18 protein-coding genes and 1 pseudogene are annotated in these 18,744 nt (G+C 70.6%); 4 read left to right on the forward strand and 15 right to left on the reverse strand.

Annotation, left to right across the window (positions count from 1 at the left end):
* The 5 genes from E4O86_RS17605 to E4O86_RS17625 all read right to left on the reverse strand — a co-directional run.
* The coding region (locus E4O86_RS17605) for a DUF4167 domain-containing protein (RefSeq protein ID WP_161141865.1) at positions 1-537 on the reverse strand (537 nt) is incomplete at its 3' end.
* Positions 538-839: 302 nt separating this feature from the next.
* Positions 840-1,694 carry a peptide chain release factor N(5)-glutamine methyltransferase gene (gene prmC / locus E4O86_RS17610; protein WP_161141866.1) on the reverse strand — a complete coding sequence of 285 codons (855 nt, stop codon included), beginning with the start codon at positions 1,692-1,694 and terminating at the stop codon, positions 840-842.
* Positions 1,691-2,767: a peptide chain release factor 1 gene (gene prfA, locus E4O86_RS17615; protein WP_161141867.1), complete on the reverse strand. Its 1,077-nt coding sequence runs from the start codon at positions 2,765-2,767 to the stop codon at positions 1,691-1,693. Before prfA ends, prmC begins: the two co-directional genes overlap by 4 nt.
* Before the next feature lie 25 nt (positions 2,768-2,792).
* Entirely contained in the window at positions 2,793-5,006 is a 2,214-nt protein-coding gene (gene ptsP / locus E4O86_RS17620) for a phosphoenolpyruvate--protein phosphotransferase (RefSeq protein ID WP_161141881.1), read from the reverse strand.
* A 109-nt stretch (positions 5,007-5,115) separates the two neighbouring features.
* A complete protein-coding gene (locus tag E4O86_RS17625) occupies positions 5,116-6,369 on the reverse strand; it encodes an aspartate kinase (protein ID WP_161141868.1) in 1,254 nt (417 codons plus the stop codon).
* Positions 6,370-6,541: 172 nt separating this feature from the next.
* Between E4O86_RS17625 and ubiG the strand changes: the two genes are divergently transcribed.
* Positions 6,542-7,303 carry a bifunctional 2-polyprenyl-6-hydroxyphenol methylase/3-demethylubiquinol 3-O-methyltransferase UbiG gene (ubiG, locus tag E4O86_RS17630; protein WP_161141869.1) on the forward strand — a complete coding sequence of 254 codons (762 nt, stop codon included), beginning with the start codon at positions 6,542-6,544 and terminating at the stop codon, positions 7,301-7,303.
* 136 nt (positions 7,304-7,439) lie between these two features.
* Here ubiG and E4O86_RS17635 read toward each other — a convergent pair whose 3' ends face one another.
* From E4O86_RS17635 to E4O86_RS17655, 5 genes are all read right to left on the reverse strand, one after another.
* Entirely contained in the window at positions 7,440-7,733 is a 294-nt protein-coding gene (locus tag E4O86_RS17635; RefSeq protein WP_161141870.1) for a hypothetical protein, read from the reverse strand.
* A gap of 262 nt (positions 7,734-7,995) precedes the next feature.
* Positions 7,996-8,433, reverse strand: a complete 438-nt coding sequence (locus tag E4O86_RS17640) for a DUF1178 family protein (protein WP_161141871.1) — start codon at positions 8,431-8,433, stop codon at positions 7,996-7,998.
* Positions 8,430-9,290, reverse strand: coding sequence for a carbon-nitrogen hydrolase family protein (locus E4O86_RS17645; RefSeq protein ID WP_161141872.1), 861 nt, complete (start codon positions 9,288-9,290; stop codon positions 8,430-8,432). The genes E4O86_RS17640 and E4O86_RS17645 overlap by 4 nt, the downstream gene beginning before the upstream one ends.
* Before the next feature lie 2 nt (positions 9,291-9,292).
* Positions 9,293-9,544, reverse strand: a complete 252-nt coding sequence (gene grxC, locus E4O86_RS17650; protein ID WP_246206467.1) for a glutaredoxin 3 — start codon at positions 9,542-9,544, stop codon at positions 9,293-9,295.
* A gap of 67 nt (positions 9,545-9,611) precedes the next feature.
* Positions 9,612-10,364: a ComF family protein gene (locus tag E4O86_RS17655; RefSeq protein ID WP_161141874.1), complete on the reverse strand. Its 753-nt coding sequence runs from the start codon at positions 10,362-10,364 to the stop codon at positions 9,612-9,614.
* Positions 10,365-10,436: 72 nt separating this feature from the next.
* Here E4O86_RS17655 and E4O86_RS17660 point away from each other — a divergent pair, with 72 nt between their 5' ends.
* The gene (locus tag E4O86_RS17660) at positions 10,437-11,348 is read left to right on the forward strand and encodes a methyltransferase domain-containing protein (RefSeq protein ID WP_161141875.1); all 912 of its coding nucleotides are present in this window, start codon (positions 10,437-10,439) and stop codon (positions 11,346-11,348) included.
* Between the two features lie 40 nt (positions 11,349-11,388).
* Here E4O86_RS17660 and E4O86_RS23840 read toward each other — a convergent pair whose 3' ends face one another.
* Genes E4O86_RS23840 through E4O86_RS17680 form a run of 4 tightly spaced genes read right to left on the reverse strand, consistent with a single transcriptional unit; the run spans position 11,389 to position 14,195 of the window.
* Positions 11,389-11,574 (reverse strand): Flp family type IVb pilin, encoded by a 186-nt coding sequence (locus E4O86_RS23840; RefSeq protein WP_343039187.1) that lies wholly within the window; start codon positions 11,572-11,574, stop codon positions 11,389-11,391.
* A gap of 24 nt (positions 11,575-11,598) precedes the next feature.
* Positions 11,599-12,000, reverse strand: a complete 402-nt coding sequence (locus E4O86_RS17670) for a (deoxy)nucleoside triphosphate pyrophosphohydrolase (protein ID WP_161141876.1) — start codon at positions 11,998-12,000, stop codon at positions 11,599-11,601.
* A gap of 3 nt (positions 12,001-12,003) precedes the next feature.
* Positions 12,004-13,245 (reverse strand): bifunctional glutamate N-acetyltransferase/amino-acid acetyltransferase ArgJ, encoded by a 1,242-nt coding sequence (argJ, locus tag E4O86_RS17675; RefSeq protein WP_161141877.1) that lies wholly within the window; start codon positions 13,243-13,245, stop codon positions 12,004-12,006.
* Positions 13,246-13,250: 5 nt separating this feature from the next.
* Positions 13,251-14,195 carry a peptidylprolyl isomerase gene (locus E4O86_RS17680; RefSeq protein ID WP_161141878.1) on the reverse strand — a complete coding sequence of 315 codons (945 nt, stop codon included), beginning with the start codon at positions 14,193-14,195 and terminating at the stop codon, positions 13,251-13,253.
* Positions 14,196-14,420: 225 nt separating this feature from the next.
* Here E4O86_RS17680 and secA point away from each other — a divergent pair, with 225 nt between their 5' ends.
* Together secA and E4O86_RS17690 are read left to right on the forward strand one after the other, a co-directional pair.
* Positions 14,421-17,138, forward strand: coding sequence for a preprotein translocase subunit SecA (gene secA / locus E4O86_RS17685; protein WP_161141879.1), 2,718 nt, complete (start codon positions 14,421-14,423; stop codon positions 17,136-17,138).
* Positions 17,139-17,295: 157 nt separating this feature from the next.
* Positions 17,296-18,489 carry an MFS transporter gene (locus E4O86_RS17690; RefSeq protein ID WP_161141880.1) on the forward strand — a complete coding sequence of 398 codons (1,194 nt, stop codon included), beginning with the start codon at positions 17,296-17,298 and terminating at the stop codon, positions 18,487-18,489.
* Between the two features lie 64 nt (positions 18,490-18,553).
* Here E4O86_RS17690 and E4O86_RS17695 read toward each other — a convergent pair.
* A pseudogene (locus E4O86_RS17695) lies at positions 18,554-18,744 on the reverse strand (hypothetical protein); the annotation flags it as partial.

Genomic DNA, 18,744 nt, shown 5'->3' on the forward strand with positions numbered 1-18,744 from the left:
CCCGGCCGGCTCGGCGGCATGGCCGTTCGGCTGGTCCTCCTCGGCGCGGCGGCGGCGCCGGCGCGGCGGCGCGGCTTCCCTCCGCTCCGGAGCGGGCTCCTCGGCGGCAAGCTCCTCCGCCTGCTCAGCCGGAGCGGGCCGGACGGGCTGCGGCGCAGGCTGGCGGGTCTCGAAGCCCTCGTAATCGGCACGCGTGCCGTTCCGGCCGTTATAGGCGCCGAACTCGTCGTCGTCGCCGTCGTCGCCATAGTCGCGATCGCCGTATTCGCGCGCGGGATAAGGCTGCGGCTGCGGCATCTGCGCCTGCGCCGCCATCACGATCCGGTTGTAGTGCTCGGCATGCTGGAAATAGTTCTCCGCAGCGACCGTATCGCCCGAGGAGAGAGCGTCGCGCGCGAGCGACATGTAGCGATCGGCCACATGCATGGCCGTGCCGCGCACCTTCACGTCAGGACCGTTCGATTCGTAATTCCGCGTGAGCGGATTCGGTCCCTTGCGGTTGCGACCGCGCGACCGTCTATTCTGATTATGTCTCATGAAACCGTTCTCGTTTCTGAGGGCAGACACGCTGACATCAGGTCCGCTGACATCAGGTCCGCCCCGGATCAGGACAGGTCATGCATTTCCACGTCCAAGCATACCGATCCCGAGGTGCCCCCTGGATCTGCCACATCCGGTTTTGCGACGTAGGCGGACCGGCCCGACGTCCCTAAGGCGCTCTGCCGTTCCCAAAACAGGACGCCGTGACTGACGGCTTCGGCATCGGTCCGCGGCCGGAAACTAGCCGGAAAATCCGGGCGTTCCAAGCTCTTTTTTGCGGTGCGCCAATGACACCGAAGTCACCGGAGCGCGCTTGCAACGACTGTTCTGGCATGGCCGGACAGGTCGCTCCCGATCTCGCGAATCGTCAGGCCGGCAGCCTGACACATCGACGCGACGGTGTCCGCCTGATCGTGGCCCACTTCGAAGGCCAGCAGTCCGGGGCGACGAACCATATATGGGAACGCCCCGAGTATCTTTCCATAGGCCTCGAGGCCGTCGGCCCCGCCGTCGAGCGCGCGGACCGGGTCGAAGTCCCTCACGTCGCGGGCGAGAACCGCGATGTCCGCCGTCCGGATATAGGGCGGGTTGGAGACGACCACGTCGAAGCCGCCCGGCGGCGGCTCGGAGAAATCCGCCGTCCGGAACGCGATCCGCTGCGCGACGCCGTGCCGCGCCGCGTTCCGGCGCGCAACCTCGAGTGTCGCCGGCGCGATATCGGTGGCGACGCCGGTGGCGTCGGTGAGCTCGCGCAGGAGCGCGACGAGAATCGCCCCGGTGCCGGTGCCGAGATCGGCGATTCGGAGCTGCGTCCGCTTCTCCCCGCGGGCCCATTCGAGCACCGCCTCGACCAGCATCTCGGTCTCCGGGCGCGGCACCAGCGTGTCGGCCGAGACCTCGAAGGCGAGGCCCCAGAATTCCTTCGTCCCGAGGATGCGCGCGACCGGCTCTCCCGCCGCCCGCCGCCCGAGCGCGTTGCGAAGCGCGGAAAGGGCGGAGTCCGGCAGCCGGTGCTCGGGCCGCGCGATAAGGTCGGTCGTCGTCACGCCCGCCGCCGCCTCCACGAGCAGGCGCGAATCGAGATCGGCCGAATCGGTTCCGGCGCGCCGCAGCTCGGACCGGGCGATCGCGAGCGCCTCGCGGAGGGTGGTCATGCCGCCTGTTCGAGCTCCGAGAGCATGCGGGCCCGGTCCTCCGCGATCAGCGCGTCGATGATCTCGTCGAGCGCCTCGCCGTCGAGCACCTTGTCGAGCTTGTAGAGGGTGAGGTTGATGCGGTGGTCGGTGACCCGCCCCTGCGGGAAGTTGTAGGTGCGGATCCGTTCCGAGCGGTCGCCGGATCCGACCTGGCCCTTCCGCGCCGCGGCGCGCGCGTCGTCCATCCGCTGGCGCTCGAGGTCGTAGAGGCGCGCGCGCAGGATCTGCATGGCGCGGGCGCGGTTCTGGTGCTGCGATTTCTCGGCCTGCACGACGATGATGCCGGTCGGCAGATGGGTGATGCGCACCGCCGAATCGGTCGTGTTGACGTGCTGGCCGCCGGCGCCCGAGGCCCGCATCGTGTCGACCCTGATCTCCTCGGGCCGGATCTCGACATCGACCTCCTCCGCCTCCGGCAGCACGGCGACGGTCGCCGCCGAGGTGTGGATGCGGCCGCCCGATTCGGTGACGGGCACGCGCTGCACCCTGTGCACGCCCGATTCGTATTTCAGCCGGGCGAAGACGCCGCGCCCGCGCACGGCCGCCACGATCTCGCGGAAGCCGCCGACCTCGCCGGCGCTCGCCGACATCACCTCCACCTTCCAGCCGTGGATCGCGGCATAGCGCTCGTACATCCGGAAGAGATCGCCCGCGAAGAGGCCGGCCTCGTCGCCGCCCGTGCCGGCGCGCACCTCCAGGATGACGCTGCGCTCGTCGGCCGCGTCCTTGGGCAGGAGCAGGATCTGCAGCTCCTTCGAGAGCGCCTCGACCTTCTCCTCGAGGAGCGACAGCTCGTCCTCGGCGAGCGCGCGCATCTCGCGGTCGGTGCCGGGATCCTCGACCAGCGCGGCGGTCTCGGCGAGTTCCGCCTTGGCGGCCTGGAGCTCGCGCGCCTTCCCCGCCACCGGCTCCAGCTCGGCGAGCTCGCGGGAGAGCCGGACGAACTCCTCCGCCCCCGGCGTGCCCGACAGGGCGGCCGTGATGGAATCGTAGCGGTCGACCAGCGACCGCAGGCGTTCGGTGGGGATCATGCCGTCCGATATATGACGCGCGGCCTCAAACGGGAATGCCGTGCGCCGCCGCCCAGGCGCGCAGCTCGCCGCGGATGTCGGGTGCCGCCGCGCCGGCGTCGAGCAGATCGAGCAGCCGCTTGCGCAGCGGCGCGAGATCGAGCGCCCGCACCATCGCCTTGATCGGCCCGATCGAGGACGAGGCCATCGAGAGCGAGCGGTAGCCGATCGCCAGCAGCGCCATCGCCTCGATCGGCCGGCCGGCCATCTCGCCGCAGAGCGAGACCGGCTTGCCGGCCGCGGTGCTCTTCTCCACCACGGCCATCAGCGCGCGCAGGAAGGCCGGGCTGAGCGGATCGTAGCGACCGGCGAGCCGCGTGTTGCCGCGGTCACTCGCCATCAGGAACTGCAGCAGGTCGTTGGTGCCGACCGAGACGAAGTCGACGGCGGCGAAAAGCTCGTCGAGCTGGAACAGCAGCGCAGGCACCTCCACCATCACGCCGAGCACGACGTCGTCGGAGCCGTCATGGCCGTGGCGGGAGAGATGCGCCTGCTCGCGCTCCACGATCGCCTTGGCGCGGCGGAACTCGCCGACTTCGGTCACCATCGGGAACATCAGGCGGAGCTCGCGGCCGGCCGCCGCCTTCAGCATCGAGCGCACCTGGGTCCTGAGGAGCGCCGGCCGGTCGAGCCCGAGCCGGATCGCCCGCCAGCCCATCGCCGGGTTCTCCTCGGCCTGCGAGCGCAGATAGGGCAGCACCTTGTCGCCCCCGACATCGAGCGAGCGGAAGATGACGGGCTTGTCGCCCGCCGCCTGCATGACCTGGGTGTAGAACGCCTGCTGCTCGCTCTGCCGCGGAAAGGCGGTGGAGATCATGAACTGCAGCTCGGTCCGGAAGAGGCCGATCCCGGACGCCCCCGATTCGTCGAGATGCGGCAGGTCCATGAGCAGGCCCGCATTGATGTGGAGCCCGACCGCGACGCCGTCGCGGGTGATCGCCGGCTCGTCGCGCAGGAGCCGGTACTGCTCCTGCTTGCGCGCGCGGAACCGGACCTTGTCCGCATAGGCCGTCTCGATGTCCGCCGGCGGCCGCAGATGCACCTCGCCGGTCTCGCCGTCGACGATGATGGCGTCGCCCGATTCGGCCAGCGCGACGAGGTCCTGGACCTGGCCGACCGTGGCGATCCCGAGCGCGCGGGCGACGATCGAGACATGCCCGGTCGGGCCGGCCTCCTCGAGCACGAGGCCGCGCACGCGCCGGCGGTCGTAGTCGAGCAGCTCGGCGGCGCCCATGTTGCGGGCGACGATGACGGCGTCCTCCGGGAGATCGCCGGCGAACGGGCCGTGCGGCCGTCCCATCAGCTCGCGCAGCAGCCGGTTCGCGAGGTCGTCGAAATCGTGCAGCCGGTCGCGCAGGAACGGATCGGTCTGGCGCAGCATGCGGGCGCGCGTGTCGTTCTGCACCTTCTCGACCGCGGCCTCGGCGGTGAGCCCGGCCTCGATCGCCTCCTGCAGCCGCCGGGTCCAGCCGCGGTCCTGGGCGAACATGCGATAGGCCTCGAGGATCTCGCGGTGCTCGCCCGTGCCCACGGCCGCGCTCCTGGCAAGCAGGTCGTCGACCGAGAGGCGGAGGCTCGCCATCGCCGCGTCGAGCCGCTTCAGCTCGTGCTCCGCATCCTCCGCGATGAGCTGGGTGACGACGATGCGCGGCTCGTGCAGGACGACATGGCCGAGCGCGATGCCGTCGCAGAAGGCGGCGCCGGTGAAGTGGATCGCACGGTTGAGGTCGAGATCGGCGCCCGGCGCCGCCAGGTCCTCGATCTCGCCGGCCGCGAACATCTCGGCGAGCACCATCGCCGTCGTCTGCAGCGCCTCGACCTCCTCCTCCATGTAGGTGCGGAAGGAGCGGTTCTGGACGACCAGCACGCCGAGCGTGCGTCCCGCCCGCAGGATCGGGACGCCGAGGAAGGAGTGGTAGATCTCCTCGCCCGTCTCCGGCAGGTACGCGAAGGCGGGGTGGGTCTGCGCGTCCGGCAGGTTGAGCGGACGGGCCTCGGCCGCGATCAGGCCGACGAGGCCGCGCCCGACCGTCAGCGTCGCCCGGTGCACGGACGTCGCCTTGAGGCCTTCCGTCGCAAACAGCTCGAGCACGCCGTCGGAGCGAAGCACGTAGACCGAGCAGACCTCCGCGACCATGTTCGCGGCGATGATCGTCACGATCTTGTCCAGGCGCTCCTGGGCGCCGATGGGCTCGGCCATGACCTCGCGGAGCCGCCTCAGCAGCACCCGGGGCCCGGGCGGCGCCCCCCGCGAAATCTGCAAGGTCACCCCTCCTCGGTCGCCGTGCGGTCGGCCCGGCGGCAAGAGCTCACGTCTTGTCGAGCTCGTATATTGAATGGAGCGTCCGAACCGCAAGCTCGGTGTAGGCGGCGTCGATCAGGACCGAGATCTTGATTTCGGACGTGGTGATCAGCTGTATGTTGATTCCACGGCCGGCAAGAGCTTGAAACGCCTGCGCCGCGACGCCGGCGTGACTGCGCATCCCGATCCCGATGACGGAGACTTTCGCGACGTCGCTCGATCCGGAGACCGTCTCCATCCGTACCGTGCTCCTCAGGCTCTCGATGAGCGCCATCGCCCGGTCGAAATCCGCCGTGGTCACCGTGAAGGTGATGTCGGTGGTGCGGCCGTCCTCGGAGATGTTCTGGACGATCATGTCGACGTTGATGGAGGCGTCGGCGAGCGGACCGAAGATCGCCGCGGCGACGCCGGGCCTGTCCTCCACCCCGCGCATCGTGATCTTGGCCTCGTCCTTGGAATAGGCGATGCCGGTAACGAGCTGTTTCTCCACGATTTCGTCCTCGTCGCAAATGAGCGTGCCGACCGGCTCGCCGTCCGGCCCGACCTGCGGCGCCTCGGGATCCTCGAAGCTCGAGCGCACGAAGGTGCGCACGCCGTGCACCATGGCGAGCTCGACGGAGCGGACCTGCAGCACCTTCGCCCCGAGCGATGCCATTTCCAGCATCTCCTCGAAGGCGACCTTGTCGAGGCGGCGCGCGTTCGGAACGATTCGCGGATCGGTCGTATAGACGCCGTCGACGTCGGTGTAGATGTCGCAGCGGTCCGCGCCGATCGCCGCCGCGATCGCCACCGCGCTCGTGTCGGAGCCGCCGCGGCCGAGCGTGGCGATGCGGTTGTCCGGCGCAAGGCCCTGGAATCCGGCGATCACGGCGACCTGGCCCTGGCGGAAGCGCTCGACCAGCGTCTCGGCCGGAATGTCCGTGATCCGCGCAGCACCGTGCGCGGAATCGGTGCGGATCGGGATCTGCCAGCCGAGCCAGGAACGCGCGTTGACGCCGAGCGACTGGAGCGTGATCGCCAGGAGGCCCGCCGTGACCTGCTCGCCGGCGGAGACCACCGCGTCATATTCGCGCGCATCGTGCAGGGCGGAGGCGCCGCGGCAATAGCCGACGAGCTTGTTCGTCTCGCCCGCCATGGCCGAGACCACGACGGCGATCTCGTTGCCGGCGTCGACCTCGCGTTTGACATGCCGCGCCACGTTCCGGATGCGATCGAGATCGGCGACGGAGGTGCCGCCGAACTTCATGACGAGGCGCGCCATTGCTGCGTAATCCGTGTCTGGGCGGTTGCCGAGCAGCCGAGAGGTGGTCAGAATGGGATGGACGGCCGTCCTCTGGGCGGCGGCGCCTTTTATCGGGTTCCGCGGAACCGGGCAACGCTTCCGCGGGCCGAATCTGCGTTGCCGAGGCAGGCCGCTACCGGGAGAGGAATGGATGGAGCGGACGGCCGGCGAACCGCGCGGACAGGCGGACCAGCGGGAGATCGCGAAGTTCGCCCGCATGGCCGAAGACTGGTGGAACCCCGAAGGCAAGCTTCGGCCGCTGCACCGGCTCAATCCGATCCGCCTCGCTTATGTCCGCGACATGATCTGCGAGCGCTTCGGGCGCGATCCGGCCGGCCGGACTCCCTACGAAGGCCTCCGGATCCTCGATGTCGGCTGCGGCGGCGGGCTCGTGAGCGAGCCCGTGAAGCGGCTCGGCGCCGAAGTGGTCGGCATCGACCCGACGGAGGAGACGATCGCCGCCGCCCGCATCCATGCGGCCGAAACCGGCTGCGCAATCGACTATCGCGTGGCCACCACCGACGATCTCGTCGCCGCCGGGGAGACGTTCGACGTCGTGCTGGCGCTCGAAGTAGTCGAGCACGTGCCGGATGTCGCCGCCTTCGTGGCGAGCTGCGCCGCGCTCACGCGGCCGGGCGGCCTCGCCGTGTTCGCGACCATCAACCGCACGCCGAAGGCCTATGCGCTCGCGATCGTGGCGGCGGAGCAGATCCTGCGCTGGCTCCCGCGCGGCACCCACGACTACCGCAAGCTCGTCAGGCCGGAGGAGCTCGGCGGCCATCTCGGCCGCGCCGGCTATCAGGTCGTGGACGTTTCCGGCATCGTCTACGACCCGTTCCGCGACCTCTGGAAGCGCTCGCCCGACATCGACGTCAACTACATGGTCGCGGCGCGGAAGGGCGGCAGCGCCTGAGCCGCCGCCGAGCGGGGCCGGGGCGGCGCGGCACCTCGAGCGGGAGCCCGCCATGCGCGCCGGGCGCCCCGCCTTGGCTGGAAACGGGTCCGGCCCGCGACGCGGCGGGCCGGACCGTCATACGCCCGGACTGGCGTCAGTCGCGCGTGCCCTGGCAGGGCAGCACGATGGTGTCGCCGCCTTCCCGCTCGAGCTCCCAGTAGTTCCCGACCGGGCAGAACGGGTAGGAATAGGTGTGGACGCCCGTCGCCCGTCCCGGTGCATGCGCGGTCCGCGGCTCGCTCGCGGACGTCTTGCCCCCTCCGACGGACACGCCGGCCGGAGCGGCCTTGGTGTCGTGGGCCGCGAGCGCGGCCGAGCCGAATGTCGGGACGAGGAGCCCGAGGGCAAGAAGGGCCGAAGCATATGTCTTTGCACGTGAGCCAAACATCGTAACCTCCGTGAGGTGATGCTCAGTCGGCTTGGCAGGTCGGCTGGGCAGTGCCCCTCCCCGGCCACTAGGTGGGGGCTCCCGCAGCAGACACAAAGGTGGAGAGGCATTCCGCCGCATACTCGGGAGTAGCGCCGACAATGTCGTCGGCGACGCTTCGCAAGCCCGTCACGGCGTCAAAATGGCGTCTTGACGACATAGGCCGGCTGCGCCGTACGGCGCCGCCTTGCTGGCCCGGATGCGGTTGGGCGGGAGCAGCGGATCAGTTCGCGTCTTCGGGAAGCACCGGAAGCGGCGCGAAGGCGATCCCCTCCTCGACGAGGCCGCGCGCCTCCTCGGGCGTCGCCTCGCCGTAGATCCCGCGCTTCTCCGTCTCCTCGTAATGGATCTTGCGGGCCTCCTCGGCGAAGCGGTCGCCGACATAGTCCGCATTGGCGATGAGCTGGGTGCGGAACGCCCGGAGCGCTTCGAGACGCTGCTTCTGCTCGGCCGAGAGCTCCGGCTTCTGAGCCGGCGGCGGCGCGGGCTCCTTGCGGGCGGCCACCAGCGCCGGCGCCATCAGCGCCTTCTCGACATCGGTCGCGCCGCAGAAGGGGCAGGAGACCTGGCCTGCGGCCTTCTGCCGCTCGTAGGCGTCGGAGCTGCCGAACCAGGCCTCGAATTCGTGGCGGTCGGGACAGACGAGGGCATAGCGGATCATGAGGCGGCTTCGAGCGGCTGGACCGGCTCCGCCGGCACCGCGAAGGGGCGCTCGTTCCGGAGCGCCGGGATGCGCTGGCGCGCTTCGGCCGATTTCGCCGGGTCGATCTCGGCCATGACGAGCTCGGGGCCGTCGCCCGAGCCCTCGGCGAGCACCTCGCCCCAGGGCGAGACGACGATCGAATGGCCGTAGGTCTCGCGCCCGTCCTGGTGCCTGCCGGCCTGAGCGGCGGAGATCACGAAGGCGCCGTTCTCGATCGCGCGGGCGCGCTGGAGGATGTTCCAGTGCGCCTCGCCGGTCTGGCGGGTGAAGGCGGCCGGCGCGGTCAGCACCGTCGCGCCGGCATGCGCCTCGGCGCGGAAGAGCTGCGGGAAGCGGATGTCGTAGCAGATCGCCACCCCCAGCCGGCACCAGGGCAGGTCCGCCACCACCGCCTCGCCGCCGGCATTGTAGACGGCCGATTCGCGCCAGCTCTCGCCGTTCGGCAGGTCGACGTCGAAGAGGTGGATCTTGTCGTAGCGCGCGCGGACGCGGCCGTCGGGCCCGAACAGGTAGGCGCGGTTGGCGATGCGGCCGTCCTCGGTCCGCAGCGCGAGCGAGCCGATATGGACATAGACCGCGAGCTCGCGCGCGAGCGCCGAGAAAGCCGCGAGCGAGGGGTCCTCCGCCTCGCGCCGGATCGCCGCCTCGAGCGCGCGCCGGTCGCGCTGCACGATGTTCGTCATTTCGGGCGTCTGCACGTAATCGGCGCCGCGGGAGGCCGCCTCGCGCGCGAGCGCCTCCACAATGGCGATGTTCTCGGCGACGTCGCCGCTCGAGCGGAGCTGGATGCAGGCAGCGCGGAAGGTCTTCGTCATCGTCACCCCGTCAGGAGAGCGTCGAGTTCGCCGCGGCGGTCGAGGAGATAGAGGTCGTCGCAGCCGCCGACATGGCGATCGCCGATGAAGATCTGCGGGAACGTGAACCGTCCCGATCGCTCGATCATCTCGCGCCGCAGCTCCGGCGCGCTCGTCGCGTCCTTCTCCTCGAATGCCACGCCCTTGTCGGATAGAAGCCGTTTCGCCGCAGTGCAATAGCCGCAGAACTGACGTGTGTAGATCGTGACCTGCATGAGGGTGCTTGCCGGGTCAGGTGGGCGATCCGTCATATAAGCTTCAACTTGCGGAGCCGGAAGTGGTTCACCCCGCGACGCGGGCGAAGGTGAGCACGTCCACCGAGGCGGCGCCGGCGCGCAGCAGCGCCCGGGTGGCGGCCTTCACGGTGGCGCCGGACGTGTAGACGTCGTCGACGAGAACGAGGTGCCGGCCGCCGATCGCGGCGCGCCTCTCCTCGCATACGCGGAACGCGCCCTCGACGTTCTTCGCGCGCTGCGCGGCCGAAAGCCCGACCTGCTGCCGCGTGCGCCGCACCCTGGCGAGCACGTCGCAGACGACCGGGAGCCCCGCCGCCGCGCCGGCCTCCGCGGCGAGGAGCGCGGACTGGTTGAAGCGGCGGCGCCAGAGCCGGAAGCGGTGGAGCGGCACTGGGACGAGCAGCACGTCCGCGGTCAGGAGCTCGCGGCCCGCCTGCGCCATGGCGCGCCCCATCATCCGGGCGAGCTCCGGATGGTCGCGGTATTTCATGGCCCGGACCAGCACGGGCGCCGGACCGTCGTAGAGCACGGCGGCGCGGGCCCGGCCGAAGGGCGGCGGATCGGCCATGGCCGCGGCCGAGACCGCCCCCTCCCCGAGCGCGTGCTGGAACGGCGTGCCGTAGACCGGGCAGAGCGGCGCGGCGATGAAGCGGAGCTGCGACCAGCAGCCGGCGCAGAGCGCGTCCGCGCTCGCAACGGCGCGCCGGCACACCGGGCAGACCGGCGGCATCAGGAAGTCGACCAGCCCTGCGGCGAGGCGGGAGACGGAACCGGGCGGACCGGATTGGACGAGCGCCATCCGTTGAGGTTAATCCGGCGGGCGACCGCCGTCAGCCCTATCTGATCGGCGAAGCAGCGGAGCGACGATCCGATGAGCCCCATCCCCGTCACCGACAAGGCCGCGCACCGCCGGCGCCTCGCCCGCGCCTTGCGGCTGGCGCCCACCGGCGCCGATTTCCTGGCGCTGCGCGCGGCCGGGGAAATCGCCGACCGGCTCGCCGTCGTCGAGCGGCGGTTCGGCACCGCGATCGTCTCCGAGCCGGCGCCGGTGCTCGCCGACGCACTCGCCGCCACGGGCAGGCTCGACGCGCTCTACCGCCTCGCGCCCGTGGCGCTGGCGCCCGTCGCGCTGGAGCCCGTTCCTGGGGCCCTCGGGAGCGTTCCCGCCGTGGTCGGCGACGAGGAGGCCCTCCCCTTCGCGGAGGCGAGCATCGACCTTTTCGCCTCGCTCCTCACCCTGCACTGGGCGAACGACCTGCCGGGCGCACTCGTCCAGATCCGCCGCGCGCTCAGGCCCGACGGGCTGTTCCTGGCCGCCCTTCTCGGCGGGGAGACGCTCGCCGAGCTGCGCCGGGCGCTGACGGAGGCGGAAGCGGAGCTCCAGGGCGGCGCGAGCCCGCGCGTGCTGCCCTTCGCGGATGTCCGCGATCTCGGCGCGCTGCTCCAGCGGGCGGGTTTCGCGCTGCCGGTCGCCGACCGCGACGTGGTGACGGTGCGCTACGGCAACGCCTTCGAGCTGATGCTCGACCTGCGCCGGATGGGCGCCACCAACGTGCTGGCCGAGCGCGACCGCCGGGTTCCGCCGCGCCGGCTCTTCCTGCGCGCGGCCGAGATCTATGCGCACCGGTTCGGCGACCCGGACGGGCGCGTGCGCGCCACCTTCGAGGTGATCTCGCTGTCCGGATGGGCGCCCGACGAGAGCCAGCCGAAGCCGGCGCGGCGCGGCTCGGCGACGATCAGCCTGGCGCACGTGCTCGCCGACCGCGGCCGGGCTCCGGACTGAAGGGCGGCTGACGGGGACTGCAGCGGAATCGGCGCGGCGGTCAGAGCCCGTCGGGCATCAGCGCCTTGGCGAGCGAATCGAACGCGCCGTAGAACCAGTCGAAGGTTCCGCCGGGCCCGAACAGGGTGATGACGATGAGCGCGAGCATCGACGCCATCACCCCGTATTCGACGGCGGTCGCACCGCTCTCGTCGCGAAGACACCGCTTGATGCTACCGATGCGCACGGTGGCTTCCTCCAGAGCCGCTCGTCACAGCAGGTCGGCAAGGTGGCTGATGAGGGGCTCGTCGGCGGGCGGCATGTCGAACGCGCGCAGCCGGTTCGGACGCACCCACTTCAGCGCCTGATGAACCCGCGCCACGGGCAGACCTTGCCAGCGCCTGCACACGTAGAGTGGCATCAGGATGTGAAAATCCGAATAAGAATGACTGGCAAATGTGAGGGGCGCGAGACACGGACTCTCAACCGTGATCGCGAGCTCCTCGCGGAGCTCGCGGATGAGCGCGTCCTCGGGCGTCTCGCCGGCCTCGATCTTGCCGCCCGGAAATTCCCAGAGCCCGGCCATCGGCTTGCCTTCCGGACGCTGCGCGATCAGCACGCGCCTGTCGGGATCGACCAGCGCGCAGGCGGCGACCAGAAGGAGACGCGGCATCGGTCAGGAACGGTAGTCGGCGTTGATCGCGACGTAGTCGTGCGTGAGGTCGCAGGTCCAGATCCGGGCGGCGCCGTCGCCGAGCCCGAGATCGGCCGTGATGGCGAGCTCGGGCGCCTTCATGTAGGCGGAGACCGCCGCCTCGGAATAGGCCGGGTCGCGCTCGCCCTCGTGCGCCACGCGGAAGTCGCCGAACCAGATCGAGAGCCGGTCCCGGTCGGCCGGCTCCCCGGCCTTGCCGACCGCCATGACGACGCGGCCCCAATTGGCGTCCTCGCCGGCGAGCGCGGTCTTCACGAGCGGGGAATCGGCGATCGCGCGGGCGATCCGCTTGGCGGACTGGTCCGAGACGGCGCCGCGCACCCGCACCTCCACGAACTTCGTGGCACCCTCGCCGTCCTTGACGACCATGTGCGCGAGCTCGCGGCAGAGCGAGGCGAGCGCGCCGCGGAACGCCTCGAGCGCCTCCGCCCCGGCCTCCTCCAGAGCGGGCGCGCCGCGCGCCGCCGCCGTGCCGGTCGCGAAGAGCAGCACCGTGTCGGAGGTCGAGGTGTCGCTGTCGATCGTGATCGCGTTGAAGCTCTCCGCCACGGCGTCGGCGAGCGCGGCCTGCAGCGTCGCCTGCGAGGCGGCCGCGTCGGTGAAGAGGAAAGACAGCATCGTCGCCATGTCGGGCGCGATCATGCCGGCCCCCTTCGCGATGCCGTTGAGCGTCACGGTGGCGCCGGCGATCTCGACCGAGCGCGTCACCGCCTTCGGATAGGTGTCGGTCGTCATGATCGCGCGCGCGGCGTCGAGAATGCCGTCGGGCGCGGCCTCGCGGGCGAGCCGGTCGAGATGGCGCTCGAAGGGAACCGGGTCGAGCGGCTCGCCGATGACGCCGGTCGAGGCGAGGAAGATCTCGTCCGGGCCGCAGCCCACGGCCCGCGCCGCCGCCTCCGCCGTGAGCCGGGTCGCCTCCCTGCCCTTCCTGCCCGTGAAGGCGTTGGCGTTGCCCGAGTTCACGACGAGCGCCCGCGCCCGGCCGCCGGCAAGCCGGTCGCGGTCCCACTCGACCGGCGCCGAGGGGCATTTCGAGCGCGTGAACACCCCGGCGACCACCGTCCCCGGCACGAAGGTGGCGAGCAGCAGGTCGCGGCGGTTGCTGTAGCGGATGCCCGCCTCGGTGCTGGCGAAGCGGACCCCGTCGACGGCCGGCAGGGCCGGATAGGCCGACGGGGCGAAGGGCGAGACCTTGGCGGACATCCGCGTCAGTTCTGCTTGGCCGGGGCCGGCGCGGCGGCTCCGTCCGGCGCCCCCGTCTCGCCCTCGGGCGCATCCTTCGCGCCCGTGATCTCCACCGGGATGCGGGCCTTCAGATCGCTCATCGTCTGCTCGAACTTCTGCCGCACGAGAGCGGTCTTCACCTGGTCGGAGACCTGCTCGAGCGGGGGCGGCGCGGTCTTGCGCTTCTCCTCGACCTCGATCACGTGCCAGCCGAACTGCGATTTCACGGGCGCCTTGCTGTAGCTGCCCGGCTCGAGCGCGAAGGCCGCCTCCTCGAAGGCCGGCACCATCTGGCCCTTGCGGAAGAAGCCGAGGTCGCCGCCGTTCTCGGCGCTGCCCGGATCCTTCGACTTCTCCTTCGCGATCGCCGCGAAGTCGCCGCCCTTGTCGAGCTCGGCGATGATCGCCTTCGCCTCGTCCTCGGTCTCCACCAGGATGTGGCGGGCATGGACCTCGTCCTGCGGCTCGTAGCTCGCGACCTGCTTGTCGTACTCCGCCTTCACATCCGCGTCGGTGATCGAATCGACGATCTCCTTCCGGACGTACTCGTTGCGGAGCGCCCGGGTGCGCAGCAGGCCCATCTGGCGCTCGAATTCGGGCGTCTTGTCGAGCCCCTTCTCGCGCGCGGCGCTCGCGAGGAGCTCCATGTCGACCAGCACGTTGACCAGCACCTCGTGCCGGCGCTCCTCCGGGATCTGCTGCAGTTCGTCGCCGAAATCCTCGGCCGCCTGCGCGACGTCGCCTTCGGTGATCGCGACGTCGCCGACCTTCGCCGCGACGGCGTCCGGATCGGCGGCGGGCGCGGGGTCGGCCGCCTTCGCGGCGGCGGGCGGCTGGACCGCCTCCTGCGCACCGCCGGCGACCGGCAGGAGGACGAGCGCCAGCGCGAGCGCGAGCGTCTTCCTTGAGACTGTATCGAAGACTGTCATCGGAACTCCTGAGGGGATGGGTCGCGGCGAGCGGAAGCACGTCAGATTGACAGAAATCGGGCGCGTTCTTATCTGTCCGTCGGCTCGCCGTCCAGAAGGCGGGCCGTCCGGGAGGGCCCGCCGCGCGCTCCCCGCAATGGTTGAACCCCGCGTCGATCGAACGGCGCCAGAGCGTCCCGTGTAAGGACCGACCTCGATTTCCGTTCGCCGCAGGAAGGATCGCGAATGCTTGGCTTGGGCAATTTGGGCCGGAAGGTTTTCGGAACCTCCAGCGACCGGCGCGTCAAGCGCTATCGCCCCGTCGTCGAGGCGATCAACGCGCTCGAAGGCGAGGTCTCCGGTCTGAGCGACGAGGCGCTCCGCGCGCGCACGGCGGACTTCAAGGCCCGGATCGCGGCCGGCGCCGCTATCGACGATCTGCTCGTTCCCGCCTTCGCGACGGTGCGCGAGGCCGCCAAGCGGACCCTCGGACAGCGTCATTTCGACGTCCAGCTCGTCGGCGGCATGGTGCTCAACGAGGGCGCGATCGCCGAGATGAAGACCGGCGAGGGCAAGACGCTCGTCGCCACCCTGCCCGTCTATCTGAACGCGCTCGCCGGCAAGGGCGTCCACGTCGTCACCGTGAACGACTATCTCGCCCGCCGCGACGCGGAATGGATGGGCCAGATCTATCGCTTCCTCGGCCTCAGCGTCGGCGTCATCGTGCACGGCCTTACCCCGGACGAGCGCCGGCAGGCCTACCAGGCCGACGTGACCTACGGCACCAACAACGAATTCGGCTTCGACTACCTGCGCGACAACATGGAGTACAATCTGACCTCCATGGTCCAGCGCGGACACAATTTCGCGATCGTCGACGAGGTCGATTCGATCCTGGTCGACGAGGCGCGCACGCCGCTCATCATCTCCGGTCCGACCGAGGACCGCTCCGAGCTCTACGTGGCGATCGACGCCGTCATCCCGAAGCTCGCGCCCGAGGACTACGAGATCGACGAGAAGGTGAAGTCGGCGACCTTCACCGAGGACGGCACGGAGAAGGTCGAGGGGCTCCTGACGGAGATGGGGCTGCTGCGCGGCGAGTCGCTCTACGATGTCGAGAACGTGGCGATCGTCCACCACCTCAACAACGCGCTCCGGGCCCACAAGCTCTTCCTGCGCGACCGCGACTACATCGTGAAGAACGGCCAGGTCGTCATCATCGACGAGTTCACCGGCCGCATGATGGAGGGGCGCCGCTACTCGGAGGGCCTCCACCAGGCGCTCGAGGCCAAGGAGAAGGTCAAGATCCAGCCCGAGAACCAGACGCTCGCCTCGATCACCTTCCAGAACTACTTCCGCCTCTACGGCAAGCTCGCCGGGATGACCGGCACGGCCGCGACCGAGGCCGACGAGTTCATGGACATTTACGGCCTCGACGTGGTCGAGATCCCGACCAACGTCCCGGTCGCCCGCGTCGACGAGGACGACGCGGTCTACCGCACGGCCGAAGAGAAATATGCCGCCATCGTGGACCTCATCAGGGAAGCCCGCCTCCGCGGCCAGCCGGTGCTCGTCGGCACGACCTCGATCGAGAAGTCCGAGCTCCTCGCCGACCGGCTGCGCAAGTCGGGCGTGAAGGAGTTCGAGGTGCTGAACGCCCGCCATCACGAGCGCGAGGCCTTCATCGTCTCGCAGGCCGGCAAGCCGGGCGCGATCACCATCGCGACCAACATGGCCGGCCGCGGCACCGACATCCAGCTCGGCGGCAATATCGACATGCGGCTGCGCGAGGAGCTCGCCGAGATGGCGGAGGGGCCGGAGCGCAAGGCGCGCGAGGAGGCGATCCGCGCCGAGGTCCAGGAGCTGAAGGCGAAGGCGCTCGCCGCCGGCGGCCTGATGGTGATCGGCACGGAGCGGCACGAGAGCCGGCGCATCGACAACCAGCTCCGCGGCCGCTCGGGCCGCCAGGGCGATCCCGGCCGCTCGCAGTTCTTCCTGTCGCTGCAGGACGACCTGATGCGGATCTTCGGCTCCGACCGCATGGACGGCATGCTGCAGAAGCTCGGGCTGAAGGACGGCGAGGCGATCGTCCATCCCTGGATCAACAAGGCGCTCGAGCGCGCCCAGGGCAAGGTCGAGGCGCACAATTTCGACATCCGCAAGAACCTGCTCAAGTACGACAACGTGATGAACGACCAGCGCAAGGTCGTCTTCGAGCAGCGCATCGAACTGATGAGCGGCGAGAACATCGCCGACACGATCCGCGACATGCGCCACGAGGTGATCGAGGAGATCGTCGCCCGGCACATCCCCGAGCGCGCCTATGCCGAGCAATGGGACATTGCCGGCCTGCGCGAGGCGCTTCGCGGCCAGCTCAACCTCGACCTGCCGGTCGAGGACTGGGCCAAGGAGGAAGGCATCGCCGACGAGGAGATCCGGGAGCGGATCACCAAGGAGGCGGACGACATGATGGCGCAGAAGGCGGCGCGCTTCGGGCCCGATCTGATGCGGCTCGTCGAGAAGCAGATGATCCTGCAGACGCTCGACCATCTCTGGCGCGAACATCTCGGCATGCTCGACCACCTCCGCTCGGTGATCGGCTTCCGCGGCTACGCCCAGCGCGATCCGCTCAACGAGTACAAGACCGAGGCCTTCGAGCTCTTCCAGGCCATGCTCGCCTCGCTCCGCCGCGCCGTGACCGGGCAGATGGCCCATGTCGAGCTCGCGCAGCGGCCGCCGGAGGAGATGCAGCCGCCGGCGATGCAGGCCCATCACGCCGATCCGCTGACCGGCGAGGGCGAATTCGCCGAGGCCGGCCGGGAGACGCCCGCGCGCGCCGCCGCGGCCACGGACCGCAACCCGAAGGACCCCTCGACCTGGGGCCGCATCGGCCGCAACGAGCCCTGCCCCTGCGGCTCCGGCAAGAAGTTCAAGCAGTGCCACGGCCAGGTCGTCTCGGCCTGACGGGGGCAAGCGGTCTCGCGGCCGTTGGCAGGCCCGGCGTCGCCGCGATACATGCCGCCGATCCGCGCTTTTCGCGGGCCGTCGCAGCGGGGCCGCCGGGACTTTACCCGGCGCGCGGCAGGGTTATTGTGACGCGCCCAGAACCAGAGGCCGCTCAATGGCTCCCGATCCGAACGCGCGGCGGACGATCGCCTTCGTCAATCTCGGCCACGCGCTCGATCACTTCCTGCTGCTGATCTATCCGACCGCGGTGATCGCCATCGCCGCGGAATCGGGGCTCGCCTATGGCGAGCTCATCGGGCTCTCGACCGGCGCCTTCGTCGCCTTCGGCGTGCTCTCGCTGCCGATGGGCTGGCTCGCGGCCCGGTTCGGCCGCCGCAGCCTGTTCGCGGCCTTTCTCCTCGGCGGCGGGGCGGCCTGCCTCGGCATGGCGTTCTCCGGCTCGCCGCTCGCCTTCGCGTTCTGGCTCACCGTTCTCGGCGCCTTCGCCGCGATCTACCACCCGATCGGGTCGACCATGCTGGTCGCGAATGCCGAGCGGCTCGGCCGCGCGCTCGGCGTCAACGGCGTCTGGGGCAATCTCGGCGCAGCACTCGCCTCCGGCATCACCGGCCTCATCGCCGCCCTGCTCGGATGGCGCGCCGCCTTCGCCGTGCCGGGCCTCGTCTGCCTCGCCGCCGGCGTCGCCTTCCTCGCGCTCGTTCCCGACGAGCGCGCCAGGCCGCCCGCCGCGGCGGAAAGCTCGGCCGGCGTCCGCTTCGCGCATCCGCTCCTGCTCTTCATGCTCTTCGCCGTCGCGGTCGTGGCCGGCGGGCTCACCTTCAACTTCACGACGATCGCGCTGCCGAAGGTGATCGATGAGCGGCTCGGCACGCCGCTCCCGCTCTGGCTGACCGGCTCGCTCGCCACCACCGTCTTCGTGCTCGGCGCGCTGATGCAGCTCGCCGCCGGCCGGCTCGTCGACCGGCTGCCGCTGCCGACCCTCTTCCTCGCCCTCTCCACGCTGCAGCCGCTCGGCCTCGGCCTCGCCGCGCTCACCACCGGGCTGCCCATGCTCGTCGGGCTCGCCCTCGCAATGTCGGCGATCTACGGCCAGGTCGTCGTCAACGACGCCATGATCGCCCGCTTCGTGCCGGGGGAATGGCGCGCCCGCGCCTTCAGCATCCGCTATTTCCTCGGCTTCACGACGAGCGGATTCGCGGTGCCGATGATCGCGATCCTGCACGGCACCGGCGGCTTCGTGGCGGTGCTCGCCGTGGCGGCCGCGGCCGGGCTCGCGATCTTCGGGGCGGCGCTCGCCCTGGCGCTTCTCGCGCGCCCCGCCGCGCCGGAGCTCGCCGCCGCGGAATAGCGGAAACGGAAAGGGCCGCCCGCAGGCGGCCCCGGATGACCGGTCGCGGCCCTCGCCGCCCCGCTCAGAACGGATTGACCTTCTTCAGGACCTTGCTGAAGAAGCCGCCGATGCCGGAGCCGCCCGCCGTGTCGGCCGGGGCATAGGCCGACGCCATCGCCGTGCTCGCCGGCGGCGCATCCGCGGAACCCGCCTTCGGGCCTGCGGCGGCGACAGCGACCGGCGCGAGCGCGCCCGTCGTCGCGGGCTCGGCCG

This window comes from Propylenella binzhouense (assembly GCF_009866965.1).
Lineage (GTDB): Bacteria > Pseudomonadota > Alphaproteobacteria > Rhizobiales > Afifellaceae > Propylenella > Propylenella binzhouense.

Excerpts from the sequence above, each read along its gene's own strand:
- E4O86_RS17645 (WP_161141872.1), bottom strand. The coding sequence starts at position 9,290 with ATGACGAAGACCTTCCGCGCTGCCTGCATCCAGCTCCGCTCGAGCGGC.
- E4O86_RS17635 (WP_161141870.1), bottom strand. The coding sequence starts at position 7,733 with ATGTTTGGCTCACGTGCAAAGACATATGCTTCGGCCCTTCTTGCCCTC.
- grxC (WP_246206467.1), bottom strand. The coding sequence starts at position 9,544 with ATGCAGGTCACGATCTACACACGTCAGTTCTGCGGCTATTGCACTGCG.
- prmC (WP_161141866.1), bottom strand. The coding sequence starts at position 1,694 with ATGACCACCCTCCGCGAGGCGCTCGCGATCGCCCGGTCCGAGCTGCGG.
- argJ (WP_161141877.1), bottom strand. The coding sequence starts at position 13,245 with ATGTCCGCCAAGGTCTCGCCCTTCGCCCCGTCGGCCTATCCGGCCCTG.
- E4O86_RS17625 (WP_161141868.1), bottom strand. The coding sequence starts at position 6,369 with ATGGCGCGCCTCGTCATGAAGTTCGGCGGCACCTCCGTCGCCGATCTC.
- E4O86_RS17690 (WP_161141880.1), top strand. The coding sequence starts at position 17,296 with ATGGCTCCCGATCCGAACGCGCGGCGGACGATCGCCTTCGTCAATCTC.
- E4O86_RS17660 (WP_161141875.1), top strand. The coding sequence starts at position 10,437 with ATGAGCCCCATCCCCGTCACCGACAAGGCCGCGCACCGCCGGCGCCTC.
- ubiG (WP_161141869.1), top strand. The coding sequence starts at position 6,542 with ATGGAGCGGACGGCCGGCGAACCGCGCGGACAGGCGGACCAGCGGGAG.
- E4O86_RS17670 (WP_161141876.1), bottom strand. The coding sequence starts at position 12,000 with ATGCCGCGTCTCCTTCTGGTCGCCGCCTGCGCGCTGGTCGATCCCGAC.
- E4O86_RS17640 (WP_161141871.1), bottom strand. The coding sequence starts at position 8,433 with ATGATCCGCTATGCCCTCGTCTGTCCCGACCGCCACGAATTCGAGGCC.
- prfA (WP_161141867.1), bottom strand. The coding sequence starts at position 2,767 with ATGATCCCCACCGAACGCCTGCGGTCGCTGGTCGACCGCTACGATTCC.
- ptsP (WP_161141881.1), bottom strand. The coding sequence starts at position 5,006 with ATGGCCGAGCCCATCGGCGCCCAGGAGCGCCTGGACAAGATCGTGACG.
- E4O86_RS17680 (WP_161141878.1), bottom strand. The coding sequence starts at position 14,195 with ATGACAGTCTTCGATACAGTCTCAAGGAAGACGCTCGCGCTCGCGCTG.
- secA (WP_161141879.1), top strand. The coding sequence starts at position 14,421 with ATGCTTGGCTTGGGCAATTTGGGCCGGAAGGTTTTCGGAACCTCCAGC.
- E4O86_RS17655 (WP_161141874.1), bottom strand. The coding sequence starts at position 10,364 with ATGGCGCTCGTCCAATCCGGTCCGCCCGGTTCCGTCTCCCGCCTCGCC.